The following is a 13,028-nucleotide window of genomic DNA, read 5'->3' as shown; positions in this document are numbered from 1 at the left end:
GTTTCGACTCTAACTGAGGGCCCCCTGCCTTGCGCTAGGCGCAAGGAAGGGGGCCTTCATGTACTCCAGGGCAGGGGCGGCACCGGTACCGAGCGGGCCGTCGCTGTCCGTGCATGGTTCCCCGGATCGGGTAAGGCATCGAAAACGGCGACCGCTCACCAGGTCAGTCCTCAAGCGACGGTCGGAAGTCCTTGTGTGCCAAGGAGAGCTCATGACACCCATTACCACGAGAGTGATCGACGCGCTTACACCCCGCACCGCTTCCGTCACCCGAATGCCGCGCCGGTAACCTCCTTGGCTGTGTCGGTGCCTACTTCTGATCCCCGCAGCGGTCCCGCCGTCGATAGCGGGTCCGGCGCGATGGCTGCCCCGGTCCCGGACAGTCCGGTCAAGGCCGTCGCCGCACCCCCTCGTCCGGCCAGGATCGAGCCGATGCGGCTGGGTACGCTGCTCGCCAGGGCGGGTGCGCGGCTCGTGGTGGACGGCGACGGCTACCCGGCCGCGGCCGAGCTGACGGTCACCGGCAGCACGCTGCGCGCCCAGCACGTCCTCCCGGGTGACCTTTTCGCCGCGCTTCCCGGCGCCCGCGCCCACGGCGCGGACTTCAGCGACCAGGCCGTCGCCGCCGGTGCCGCCGCCGTGCTCACCGACGAGGCCGGTGCCGAGCGCCCGGCGCTGCGGGACGCGGGCGTGCCGATCCTCGTGCATCCGGACCCGCGTGCCGCACTCGGCGAGATCGCCGCCTGGATCTACGGCGAGCCGTCGCTGGGGCTGTCGGTGCTCGGTGTGACCGGGACGGCGGGAAAGACGACGACGTCGTACCTGGTCGACGCCGGGCTCAAGGCGGCGGGGCTCACCACCGGGCTGATCGGCACGGTGGAGACCCGGATCGCGGGCGAGCGGCTGGCCAGCGGGTTCACCACGCCGGAGGCGCCGGATCTGCAGGCGCTGTTCGCGGTGATGGTGGAGCGCGGTGTCACGCACGTCCCGATGGAGGTCTCCAGCCACGCGCTGTCGCTGGGCCGCGTCAACGGCACGCGGTTCGCGGTCGGGGCCTTCACCAACCTCTCCCAGGACCACCTGGACTTCCACAAGGACATGGAGGAGTACTTCGCCGCCAAGTCGCTGCTGTTCGACGGCCGCTCCACTGCCGAGGTGGTCGTCGTCGACAGTGCTTGGGGCCAGGCGCTCCTCACCCCGCATACGGTGACCGTCTCCACCGAGCCGGGTACGGCCGCGCACTGGCGTGCCACCGACCTGACGCCCACCCCGGCCGGCGAGCAGACCTTCACCCTGCACGGCCCCGAAGGCCTCTCCGCCTCGGCGAAGATCCCGCTGCCGGGTGAGTTCAACGTGGCGAACGCGGTGCTCGCGGCGGCGATCCTGAACGCCGCCGGCGTCCCGCTCGAAGCCATCGTCGCCGGGCTCGCCTCGGTCGAGGTGCCGGGCCGGATGGAGCGGGTCTACCTCGGCCAGCCGTTCACCGCGGTCGTCGACTACGCGCACAAACCCGCCGCTGTCGCGCAGGGGCTCGACGCGCTGCGTGCCCGCACCGAGGGCCGGATCATCACCGTCCTCGGCTGTGGTGGGGACCGCGACACCGCGAAGCGCCCGGTGATGGGCGAGGCGGCGGTCCGGCGCAGCGAGGTGCTGATCGTGACCGACGACAACCCGCGGTCGGAGGATCCGGCCGTGATCCGGGCGGCGATGCTGGCCGGTGCCCGCAACGCCGGTCCGGCGCTGGGCGGCGAGATCCTCGAGATCGCCGACCGCCGTGAGGCCATCGTCCGGGCCGTCGAACTCGCCCGGCCCGGCGACATCGTCCTCATCGCGGGCAAGGGCCACGAGACCGGCCAAGAGATCCAGGGCATCGTCCACCCGTTCTCCGACCGGGACGAGCTGGCCTCCGCCATCCGCAGACGTCTGGAGACAGTGTGATCGTGCTCAGCCTTGCCGAGATCGCCGAAATCGTCGGCGGCGGGCTGCATCGGACCGACGGCACCGCCGAGGTCACCGGAAGCGTCGAATTCGACACCCGGCGGCTCACGCCCGGCGGCCTGTTCGTCGCACTGCCGGGGGAGAAGGTCGACGGGCACGACTTCGCCGCGAAGGCCGTCGAGTCCGGCGCCGTCGCGGTGCTCGCGGCCCGCGAGGTCGACGCACCCGCCGTCATCGTGCCGCCGCTGGACGCCGGGGTCGCGCACGAGCGGTCGGTCGCGCTGACCGGCGACAAGGACGGCTCCGGCGCCGCCGTGCTGGCCGCGCTCGCCAAACTCGCCAGGTACGTGGTCGACAAGCTGGCCGGGGACCAGCTGACGGTCGTCGGCATCACCGGCTCCTCCGGCAAGACCACCACCAAGGACGTCATCGCCCAGCTGCTGGAGCCACTCGGCCCCACGGTCGCGCCGCCGGGCTCGTTCAACAACGAGCTGGGCCACCCCTGGACGGCGTTGCGCTCCGACGCGGGAACCCGGCATCTGGTGCTGGAACTGTCCGCCCGCGGCCCCGGCCATATCGCCGAGCTGGCTGCCATCGCGCCGCCGCGGATCGGGGTGGTGCTCAACGTCGGCAGCGCGCACGTCGGAGAGTTCGGCTCGCGCGACGGCATCGCCAAGACCAAGGGTGAGCTCGTCGAGGCATTGCCGAGTGCCGAAAACGGCGGTGTCGCGATCCTGAACGCCGACGACCCGCTGGTCGCGGCCATGGCGAGCCGCACAACCGCCCGGGTCGTGTTCGTCGGGGAAAGCACGTCCGCGCAGGTCCGCGCCGTGGACATCACCCTCGACGACGAGGCACGCGCGTCGTTCCGCCTGATCACCCCGGACGGCGACGCACAGGTGAAGCTGCCGCTCTACGGCGAGCACCAGGTCGGCAACGCCCTCTCAGCCGCCGCTGTGGCACTGGAGCTGGGCTCGACGCCCGAAGAGATCGGGGCCCGCCTTTCGGGCCTCGAACGGCGCTCCGCGCGCCGTATGGAGGTCACCACGCGCCCCGACGGCGTCACGGTGCTCAACGACTCGTTCAACGCCAACCCCGAGTCGATGCGGGCCGCGCTCAAGGCACTCGCGTCGATGAGCACCCAGCGCCGCTCCTGGGCCGTGCTCGGCGTGATGGGCGAACTCGGCGACGACGCGGTCGAGGCACACGACAGCATCGGCAGGCTCGTCGTCCGGCTCAACATCGACAAGCTCGTGGTCGTCGGCCAGGAGGCCGCGACCATGCACCAGGGCGCGCACCAGGAGGGTTCCTGGGGCGAGGAATCGATACCGGTACCCGACGTCGAGGCCGCCATCGCCCTGCTGCATGATCAGCTCCGCGCAGGGGACGTCGTGCTGGTGAAAGCGTCCAAGGTCGCCGCATTGTGGCGAGTGGCCGACGCCCTGCTCGCACCCCCAGAAGCAGCTCTCGCAGTACCCCCTTCCCCCTCCCAAGAACGCTCGAACGGTGGTGACGCGTGATCAGCATCCTGATCGCGGCCGCGGCGGGCCTGCTGGTCTCCATCCTCCTCACTCCCTATCTGATCCGGGTCTTCTCCCGGCAGGGCTTCGGCCAGGAGATCCGGGAGGAAGGACCGCAGGGCCACAAATCCAAACGCGGTACCCCGACGATGGGTGGTGTCGCGATCATCATCGCGATGGTCGTCGGGTACTTCGTGGCCCATCTGATCAGCTCGTTCGGCGGCACGGCCACCGGTACCGGCGGCCCGTCGGCCTCCGGTCTGCTGGTCCTGTTCCTCGCCGTCGGCCTCGGGATCGTCGGTTTCCTCGACGACTTCATCAAGATCCGCAAACAACGCAACCTGGGGCTCAACAAGACCGCGAAACTGGTCGGCCAGCTGGTCGTCACGATCGTCTTCGCGGTACTCGCCCTGCGCTTCCCCAACGGCGAAGGCCTGACGCCCGCCTCGGAGAGCCTTTCCTATGTGCGGGACCTCGCGCTGATCACCTTCCCGTCGGTGTTCTTCGTGATCTTCTGCTACATCGTCATCTCGGGCTGGTCGAACGCGGTGAACTTCACCGACGGCCTCGACGGGCTCGCCGGCGGCACCGCGGCGATGGTGCTGGCGACCTACGTCGTCATCGCCTTCTGGCAGACCCGCCTCTCGTGCGGGGTCACCCCGCAGGCCGCCTGTTACGACGTCCGCGACCCGCTGGACCTGGCCGTCGTGGCCGCCGCGGCGACCGGCGCCTGCGTCGGGTTCCTCTGGTGGAACGCGGCCCCGGCGAAGATCTTCATGGGGGACACCGGTTCGCTGGCCCTCGGCGGCCTGGTCGCCGGGCTGTCGATGACCACCCGCACCGAACTGCTCGCCATCGTCATCGGCGGCTTGTTCATGGTCGAGATGATCTCGGTGGTCGCGCAGATCGCGGTCTTCCGCACCACGCGGCGGCGGCTGTTCCGGATGGCGCCGTTCCATCACCACTTCGAACTGGCAGGCTGGGCGGAGACCACGGTCATCATCCGGTTCTGGTTGCTCTCGGCCATCTGCTGCATGTTCGGTCTCGGGCTGTTCTACAGCGAGCAACTCGGTCTCGGGGGTTAAGCGGTGGAGCCAGTGTCGCGTGACCCCGCTCGCCTCACGCCGCCGCGGCCCACGCGGCCCCTGGCAGCGTCGGAGGAAAGCCCGAGTACAACCCGGTACGAGGACTTTCCTCCGACTCGCCAGGAACCACGTGGATCCACAGCGCCGCAAGGCAGCGGGGATCACGCGACACTGGCCGGTCGCCATGTCCTCGTCGCCGGTGCCGGGGTCACCGGCAAATCCGTCGTCCCCGTCCTGCGGGAACTGGGCGCGCGGGTCACCGTCACCGACGGCGACGCCGAACGGCTGGCCGAACTTGAAGGTCAGCTCGGTCAAAACCATGGCGCCGAGCTGGTTCCGGGCCTCGCCGAGCCGCCGGAAGGCGTCGACCTGGTCGTGACCAGCCCCGGCTGGCGGCCGACGTCGCCGCTGCTGGTGGCCGCGGCCGCCGAGGGCATCGAGGTGATCGGTGACGTCGAGCTGGCGTGGCGGGTCGGGCAGCTGCGCGACAAACCGCCGGTGTGGCTCGCGATCACCGGGACCAACGGCAAGACCACCACCGTCGGGATGCTGGAGTCGATTCTGCGTGCGGCCGGGGTCGACGTCGTCGCCTGCGGGAATGTCGGTTTCGCGGTGCTGGACGCGGTCCGGGCCGGGCACGAGGTGCTCGCCGTGGAGCTGTCGAGCTTCCAGCTGCACTGGTCGTCCACGCTGGCCCCGCTCGCCTCGGTGGTGCTGAACCTGGCCGAGGACCACATCGACTGGCACGGCTCCATGGAGGAGTACGCGGCCGCGAAGGGGCGCGTCCACCACCGTTCGCGGAACGTGGTGCACAACATCCACGAGGAGTGGTCCGCCCGGCTCGCGGCCGAACACGCGCCCGCCGACGCCCGCCGCGTCGCGTTCGGCTTGGACACCCCGCGACCCGGTGAACTCGGCATCGTCGAGGATCTGCTGGTCGACCGCGCTTTCGTGGCCGACCCGGCGACCAGCGCCGACGAACTCGGCACGCTGGCCGACGTCCGGCCCGCCGGTCCGCACAACGTCTCCAACGCGCTCGCCGCGGCCGCGCTCGCCCGCGCGTACGGCGTACGCGGCGAGGACGTCGCCAAGGGCCTTCGCGAGTACCAGCCCGCGCCGCACCGTGCCGAGGAGATCGCCGAGATCGGCGGCGTCAAATACGTCAACGACTCGAAGGCGACCAACCCGCACGCGGCGGGTGGCTCGCTGCGCGCGCATCTGAACGTCGTCTGGATCGCCGGCGGCCAGCTCAAGGGCGCCTCGGTGGACGAGCTCGTCGGCTCGATCGCCGGCAGGCTGCGCGGAGTCGTGCTGCTCGGGGTCGATTCACCCGTGATCGCCGCCGCTGTCGCGCGACACGCGCCGGATGTCCCGGTGAACAGCCTCCTTCCGGGTGACGATGAACCCATGACTGCGGCGGTGAAGGCGGCCAGCGCACTGGCACGCCCCGGGGATGTGGTGCTGCTGGCCCCCGCCGCGGCGTCGTTGGACATGTTCCGCAACTACGGCGAACGCGGCGACGCGTTCAAGCGTGCGGTCCACGTCCTGCGCGACGGTGCGGGGGAGACCAGTGACGGCGGTTGAGGACAGGCAGCGCGGGTCCGCCCCGCGTGAAGCCCGCAAGCGTCGCGAGCGCAAGGAAAGCGCGTTCGTCACGTTCCGCACCGCGCTGACGGCCTGGCTTTCGCGGCCGCTCGCCTCGTTCCACCTGGTTCTGGCGCTCACCGGTGTGCTGACCGTGATCGGCATCGTGATGGTGCTGTCCGCGTCCTCGGTGGCTTCGTACAACCCGAAGACCGGCGCCGGGGTGTACGCGCAGTTCAGCAAGCACATCATGTTCGTCGCGATCGGCGCGGTGGTGTTCTGGGTCGGGCTGCGGATCCCGCTGGAACGTGTCCGCCGGCTTTCGGCGACGATGACCGTGGTCTGCCTCGGCCTGCTCATGCTGGTGCTGACGCCGCTCGGGTCCACCCTCAACGGCTCGCAGGGCTGGTTCACGCTCGGCGGGTTCGCCTTCCAGCCGGTCGAAGCCGCCAAGCTCGCGCTCGCCTTCTGGGGCGCGCACATTCTGGTGATCAAGTACAACATCATCAACCAGTGGCGGCATCTGCTCGTCCCGGTCGTGCCGATCGCGCTGCTGATGTTCGCGCTGGTCATGATGCAGCCCGACCTCGGCGGCACGATCACCCTCGCGGTGGTGCTGCTGGCCCTGCTGTGGTTCGCGGGCGCGCCGAAACGGCTGTTCGGCGTGATCTTGGCCGGTGGGCTCGTCGGGGTGCTGGTGCTGGCCATCATCGAGCCGTACCGGCTGAAGCGGGTCCTGTCGTTCGTCTCCGGCGACCCGGACGTCAGCGCCGACGGCTTCCAGGCCAACCAGGCGAAACTCGCGCTCGCCGACGGTGGCCTGTTCGGCAAGGGCCTCGGCCAGGGCCAGTCCAACTGGGGCTACCTGCCGAACGTGCAGAACGACTTCATCTTCGCCCTGATCGGCGAGGAACTCGGCTTCATCGGCTGCGTGGTGGTGCTGGCGTTGTTCGCCGGGGTCGCCATCGTCGGCCTGCGGATCGCCGCCCGCAACCTCGACCCGTGGATCCGGATCGTCGCCGGCACGCTGACCGTTTTCCTGGTCGCCCAGGCGGGTATCAACATCGGGTACGTCGTCGGCCTGCTGCCGGTCACCGGCGTCACGCTGCCCCTGATCTCCTACGGCGGGACGTCACTGGTGATCACCATGCTCATCATGGGGTTCCTCGCGAACGCCGCCCGGCACGAACCGGAGGCGGTGGCCGCACTGCGTTCACAGGGCCCGGGTAAATTCGGACGCCTGCTGAGGCTTCCCGCACCCGAGCCGTACCGCCCGCCCGCCAAACGCAAGGGCACCGCGGCCAGGGGTGGTGCCGCCAAGGCGGCGAGGCCCGCGCCGAGGACGGCGAGGCCGTCGCCCGCCCAGGAACGGCGCCGTTCGGTGCGGGAACCCGGCAGGCGGACGGCCGCGCGAACGGCAGTGAACCGCGGTACCGCGAAACGCCGGTACCGCAAACCGGAGAGGTCATAGGTGAGTAACCCCGTTAAGGGCGCTGAGAGATCCGCCGCCGGCAAGGGGCCGGTGGTCGTGGTAGCCGGCGGCGGTACCGCAGGACACATCGAACCAGCACTCGCGCTCGCCGACGCGGTCATGCGGCTGCGCCCCGACGCGACGGTGATCGCGCTCGGGACCGAGCGCGGGCTGGAGACCAAGCTCGTCCCGGCCCGCGGCTACCCGCTGGAACTCATCCCGCCGGTGCCGATGCCACGCAAGCCGACGCCGGAGCTGCTGAAGCTGCCGCTGAAGGTCCGCGACTCGGTCAAGCGCACCCGTGCGGTCCTGGAGCGCGTCGGCGCGGACGTCGTCGTCGGCTTCGGTGGCTATGTCGCGCTTCCGGCGTACCTGGCCGCGCGTGGCCGTACGCCGATCGTGGTGCACGAGGCCAACAAGTCGCCGGGTCTGGCGAACAAGGTCGGTGCGCGGTTCGCCGCCCGGGTCGCCGTCGCCGTCCCGGGGACGCCACTGGCGAAGGCCGAGGTCGTCGGCATCCCGCTGCGTCGTTCCATCACCTCGCTCGACAGGGCCGCGTTGCGTGCCGAGGCCCGCGCGTTCTTCGAGCTCGACCCGGACGCCCCGACGCTGCTGGTCTTCGGCGGCTCGCAGGGCGCGCAGTCGATCAACGGCGCGGTTTCCGGCGCGGCCAAGGAGTTCGCGGACGCCGGGATCGGTGTCCTGCACGCACACGGGCCGAAGAACACGCTGATCGTCCAGGAGTTCCCGGGTAAGCCCGCCTACGTCCCGGTGCCGTACCTGGAACGCATGGACCTGGCCTACGCCGCTGCCGACGCGGTGCTGTGCCGCTCCGGCGCGATGACCGCCGCCGAGGTGTCCGCCGTCGGGCTGCCCGCCGTGTTCGTCCCGCTGCCGCACGGCAACGGCGAACAGGCGGTCAACGCCCAGCCCGCCGTCGACGCCGGTGCCGCGCTGATGATCGCCGACGCCGACCTCACCGCCGCCAAGGTCGCGGAACTGGTGATCCCGCTGATCTCCGACGCCGACCGGGTCGCGAAAATGAGTGCGGCCGCGGTCGGTCTCGGCCATCGCGAGGCCGACGAGACCCTTGCCAAGATCGTGCTGGAGGCCGCCGGTGCCCGACAAACTGCCTGAGACGCTCACGCGTGCCCACCTGATCGGGATCGGCGGCGCCGGGATGAGCGGCATCGCCCGCATCCTGCTGGCCCGCGGTGCCCAGGTCTCCGGTTCCGACGCCAAGGAGTCGCGCGCGTTCCTTTCGCTGCGGGCACAGGGCGCCGAGATCGCCGTCGGCCAGCGTGCCGAGAACCTCGACGCCTTCCCCGGCGGCCCGTCCTCGGTGATCGTGTCGACCGCGATCAAGGAGACCAACCCCGAACTGGCGGCCGCGCGGGAACGCGGGATCACCGTGCTGCACCGCGCGCAGGCACTCGCCGGGTTGATGGAAGGCCACCGTGTCGCGTGCATCGCCGGGACGCACGGCAAGACGTCGACGACGTCGATGCTGACCGTCGCGCTGATGCACTGCCATCTCGACCCGTCGTTCGCCATCGGCGGCGACCTCAACGAGTCGGGTGCGAACGCGCACCACGGCGAAGGCGGCGTCTTCGTCGCCGAGGCCGACGAGAGTGACGGGTCGTTCCTGGCCTACTCACCGTCGGTCGCCGTGGTGACCAACGTCGAGCCGGACCACCTGGACCACCACGGCACGGCCGAGGCCTACGTCTCGGTGTTCACCGACTTCCTCGCCAGGATCGAACCGGGCGGGCTGCTCGTGGTCTGCGGTGACGACGATGGCGCCGACGCGCTGGGCACACAGGCCTCGGCGCAAGGCATCCGCGTCCGCCGCTACGGCCGTTCGGTCACCGGCGCGGACGACGCGAAGGTGCTGGACTACACCCCGGCCCCCGACGGCGGAGTCGTTCGGGTTTCCTTGCCGGGCAGTGGTTTCTCCAGCCCCCTGGCGGGGGCCCACCCCCGCCGCGAGATCGACCTCCGGGTCGCGGTGCCGGGTGAACATATGGCGTTGAACGCGATCGCCGCGCTGCTCGCCGGGATCGAACTGGGCGCGCCGATCGAGGGCCTCGCCGAAGGGCTCGCCGCGTTCGGCGGCGTCCGGCGGCGGTTCGAGTTCAAGGGCCGCTCGGGCGACGTCCGGGTGTACGACGATTACGCGCATCACCCGACCGAGGTCGACGCGCAGCTGCGCGCGGTGCGGACGGCCGCCGGTGCGGGCCGGGTCATCGTGGTCTTCCAGCCGCATCTGTACTCGCGCACGAAGACGTTCTCGAAGGAGTTCGCGGCCGCGCTGTCGCTGGCCGACGAGGTCGTCGTGCTGGACGTCTTCGGTGCCCGCGAGGAACCGGAGCCCGGTGTGAGCGGCGCGCTCATCGCCGACCAGATCTCCGGTCCGGCGGTGCACTACCAGCCCGCGTTCGACGTCGCCGCGAAACTGGCGGCGGATCTGGTCAAACCCGGCGACCTGCTGGTGACCATGGGCGCCGGCGACGTCACGCAGCTCGGCCCGGAGATCCTGGCCGAACTGGACCGGCGGGCGGGCTAGCCATGACACGGACCGGGGAACGCCGCCGCCCGGCCGAACCCGGTCGGCGTCCGACCATGAGCCGGGCCGAACGGGCAAAGGCCCGGCGCGGCAGGCGGTCGGTTTCCGCCCGCCGCCGCGTCACCCGGCCCCCTCGGCAGAAGGAGATGCGGCGCCGCTGGGTCGCGCTGCTCTCGGTGCTGACCGCCGTCGCCGTCGTGTACCTGCTGTTCTTCAGCTCGATGCTGGGCGTGCGGCAGGTCGACGTCGCCGGGTCGAATTCCGTGCCCGCCGACCAGATCCGCGGCGCGGCGGCGGTGCCCGACCAGAAACCGATGCTGCGCCTGGACACCGACGAGATCCGCGACCGGGTGGCGCGGCTGCCCGGGATCGCGACCGTCGACGTCGCGCGGTCCTGGCCGAACACCCTTGAGATCACCGTGACCGAACGGGTCGCCATCGCGTTCTTCGACAGCGGGCCCGGCGGCGACGGCGTGCACCTCGTCGACGGCGGGGGAGTGGTGTTCAAGACGGTCAAGGAACGACCGGCCGGGCTGCCCGAGCTGAAGCTGCCTTCGGTGTCGGCCGACGACCCGGTGACCCGCGCGGTGACCGGCGTCCTCGGCGTGATCCCGCGGCAGCTGCTGAAGCAGGTGACCACGGCGACGGCGAAGACCCCCGGCAGCGTCGAGTTCGTGCTGGCCGACGGGAAGACCGTGCGGTGGGGTACCTCCGCCGACACCGAACGCAAGGCGAAGGTCCTCGCCGCCCTGCTCACCCGCGAAGGCAAGGTCTACGACGTCTCGGCCCCGGACCTGCCCACCGTCTCGTGACGCGTTTCGTCCTCTGGTTGCGATAGTTCGCGTCGCCAACTACCGCAAGTAGAGGACTACTTGCGGTGCCGGGGGCACTTTCCGGCGCCGCCCCGCCCCGCCTGAAGTACAGGAAGGCCTCCTTCCTTGCGCCTAGGTACAGGAAGGAGGCCTTCCTGTACTGCTATCCGGGCCAGGAACGCCCGCGTTGCGAGGGGCGACGAGGGCGCCGATGCCGTCCAGCAGGCGTTCCAGGCCGAAGGTGAAGGACTCGTCGTCGGCTTCGCAGGTCTCGGTCTCGTAGCCGCCGCTTTCCCAGATCCGCGTCATCGCGGGATGCCTGCCGACGTCGAAGTACCGCTCCCAGAACACCGAACGCTGCCCCCACCAGGCGTCGGTCGTCTGCCCGGTCCGTTGCTCGACCTGCGCGGTCTCGGCCGTCAGTGCCGCGTTCGCCTGGACGTAGATCTCGATGCTGCTCGCGGCCGCGACCGCTTCGCGCGGCGCCAGCCCGATGTCCGACACCGCCGCGATCAGGTATTCCTGGCCTGCCATCAGCCCCGGCCCGAGCACCGGACGCGCCATCGACGTCGAGCGCAGCCATGGATGCTTCCGGAACACGGTCAGCGTGCGCTCGGCGTAGAGCCGGACCTGCTCCCGCCAGCCGTCCGGCTGCGGCTCGCCGGGTCCGAGAAGGTCGCGTTCGGCGAGCACGGAGTCGACCATCAGGTCGAGCAGTTCCGTCTTGCCCGGTACGTAGGTGTAGAGCGTCATGGTGCCGACGCCGAGTTCCTTGGCGATCTGGCTCATCGACACGGTCGCCTCACCCTCGGCGTCCGCGAGCGTGACAGCGGTCGAGATCACCTGGTCAAGCGTCAGTCTCGGCTTCCGCCCCCGGCTCGGCTGCAGGGCTTCGGCCCGGTCCCGCCACAACAGATCGAGGCTTCGCTCGACGTCCATCCACACTCCACTCGCCACTGAAGCTGGATTCTACATTCTCGTATGAGGTACGGTTAACCCATTACCGTAGGACGTACGAAAAGGAGTGGGGAATCGTGACGATCCTGGTGACCGGCGCGACCGGCAGCGTCGGCAGGCTGCTGGTCGACGAGCTGGTGAAAGCCGGAGCGCCGGTGCGGGCGCTGACCGTCAGCCCGAAGAAGGCCGCCCTGCCGCCGCAGGTTGAGGTCGCCAAGGGCTACCTGGGCAAGCCCGAGACGCTGCCGGAGGCGCTGAAGGGCATCGACACCGTGTACCTGGCGCCACTGGCGGAGACCGTCGACGACTTCGTGAAGCTCGCGAAGGAGGCGGGAGTCCGGCGAGTGGTCGTCTTGTCGGGCAACGAGGCCGAAGACCCGCCCGAGAACTCGAGCGGTGTCGCCTACGCGATCATCGAGAAAGCGGTCCGGGAGGCGGACTTCGACTGGACGTTCCTGAGGCCCGGCGCGTTCATGAACAACACGCTGGGCTGGGTGGAGTCGATCAAAGCCGAGCGCGTGGTCCGCGAGGCCTACGCCGAAGCGCGGATGACGCCGATCGACCTCGGGGACATCGCCGCCGTCGCGGCCCACGTCATCCTGACCGAGGGGCACGTCGGCAAGAAGTACCTGCTGAGCGGCCCGGAGGCGATCAGCAAGCGCGAACAGGTCGCCGCCATCTCGGCCGCACTCGGCGAAGAGGTCGTCTTACAGGAACTCACCCGGGACGAGGCGACCAAGCAGTGGGCCGACGCCGGGCTCCCGGCGGAGATCGGCGAGTGGCTGCTCGACGGCTTCGCGTACTTCACCGAGAACCCCGACACGCCGACAGGTGTCGTCCAGGAACTCACCGGACGGCCCGGCGTCAGCTACCGGGAGTGGGCCGAGGCGAACGCCGCCGCGTTCCGCTGAGTTATTACCGCTGAGGTGACGACCGTTTTTTTCAAGCCGAATCGCCACTCACGAGGTGTTCGGTGGGCTCGGGTACTGGCGCCCGTGCTCGCCTGAGGTACAGGAAGGCCCCCTTCCTTGCGCCTAGGTACAGGAAGGGGGCCTTCCTGTACTTGGGTCGCGCGTGAAGGACCCCTTCCCTCGG

The 13,028-nt window shown here is 70.3% G+C and carries 10 protein-coding genes; 9 read left to right on the top strand and 1 reads right to left on the bottom strand.

Translation table 11 applies throughout. The annotated features are described in order from the left end of the window. Positions 1 to 432: 432 nt before the first annotated feature. From AB0M65_RS35895 to AB0M65_RS35860, 8 genes are all read left to right on the top strand, one after another. A complete protein-coding gene (locus tag AB0M65_RS35895; RefSeq protein ID WP_364038226.1) occupies positions 433 to 1,938 on the top strand; it encodes a UDP-N-acetylmuramoyl-L-alanyl-D-glutamate--2,6-diaminopimelate ligase in 1,506 nt (501 codons plus the stop codon). Continuing rightward, the gene (gene murF / locus AB0M65_RS35890; RefSeq protein ID WP_364038220.1) at positions 1,935 to 3,458 is read left to right on the top strand and encodes a UDP-N-acetylmuramoyl-tripeptide--D-alanyl-D-alanine ligase; all 1,524 of its coding nucleotides are present in this window, start codon (positions 1,935 to 1,937) and stop codon (positions 3,456 to 3,458) included. The genes AB0M65_RS35895 and murF overlap by 4 nt, the downstream gene beginning before the upstream one ends. Further along, complete coding sequence (mraY, locus tag AB0M65_RS35885; RefSeq protein WP_364038217.1) at positions 3,455 to 4,543, top strand: phospho-N-acetylmuramoyl-pentapeptide-transferase; 1,089 nt, start codon at positions 3,455 to 3,457, stop codon at positions 4,541 to 4,543. The genes murF and mraY overlap by 4 nt, the downstream gene beginning before the upstream one ends. A gap of 171 nt (positions 4,544 to 4,714) precedes the next feature. After that, positions 4,715 to 6,127, top strand: a complete 1,413-nt coding sequence (gene murD, locus AB0M65_RS35880) for a UDP-N-acetylmuramoyl-L-alanine--D-glutamate ligase (RefSeq protein WP_364038223.1) — start codon at positions 4,715 to 4,717, stop codon at positions 6,125 to 6,127. Continuing rightward, positions 6,114 to 7,598, top strand: coding sequence for a putative lipid II flippase FtsW (gene ftsW / locus AB0M65_RS35875; protein WP_364038214.1), 1,485 nt, complete (start codon positions 6,114 to 6,116; stop codon positions 7,596 to 7,598). The genes murD and ftsW overlap by 14 nt, the downstream gene beginning before the upstream one ends. Further along, positions 7,599 to 8,735, top strand: a complete 1,137-nt coding sequence (murG, locus tag AB0M65_RS35870) for an undecaprenyldiphospho-muramoylpentapeptide beta-N-acetylglucosaminyltransferase (RefSeq protein ID WP_364038211.1) — start codon at positions 7,599 to 7,601, stop codon at positions 8,733 to 8,735. Continuing rightward, entirely contained in the window at positions 8,716 to 10,164 is a 1,449-nt protein-coding gene (murC, locus tag AB0M65_RS35865) for a UDP-N-acetylmuramate--L-alanine ligase (RefSeq protein WP_364038208.1), read from the top strand. The genes murG and murC overlap by 20 nt, the downstream gene beginning before the upstream one ends. A gap of 2 nt (positions 10,165 to 10,166) precedes the next feature. Next, positions 10,167 to 10,976: an FtsQ-type POTRA domain-containing protein gene (locus tag AB0M65_RS35860; protein ID WP_364038205.1), complete on the top strand. Its 810-nt coding sequence runs from the start codon at positions 10,167 to 10,169 to the stop codon at positions 10,974 to 10,976. Positions 10,977 to 11,108: 132 nt separating this feature from the next. On the opposite strand, the gene AB0M65_RS35855 is transcribed toward AB0M65_RS35860, so the two are convergent. Continuing rightward, positions 11,109 to 11,915 carry a TetR/AcrR family transcriptional regulator gene (locus AB0M65_RS35855; RefSeq protein WP_364038202.1) on the bottom strand — a complete coding sequence of 269 codons (807 nt, stop codon included), beginning with the start codon at positions 11,913 to 11,915 and terminating at the stop codon, positions 11,109 to 11,111. 95 nt (positions 11,916 to 12,010) lie between these two features. Here AB0M65_RS35855 and AB0M65_RS35850 point away from each other — a divergent pair, with 95 nt between their 5' ends. After that, positions 12,011 to 12,844: an NAD(P)H-binding protein gene (locus tag AB0M65_RS35850; RefSeq protein ID WP_364038200.1), complete on the top strand. Its 834-nt coding sequence runs from the start codon at positions 12,011 to 12,013 to the stop codon at positions 12,842 to 12,844. Positions 12,845 to 13,028 lie beyond the last annotated feature (184 nt).

Source organism: Amycolatopsis sp. NPDC051071 (assembly GCF_040682875.1).
Classification (GTDB): Bacteria; Actinomycetota; Actinomycetes; order Mycobacteriales; family Pseudonocardiaceae; genus Amycolatopsis.
This window is presented reverse-complemented; position numbering and strand designations above follow the sequence as displayed.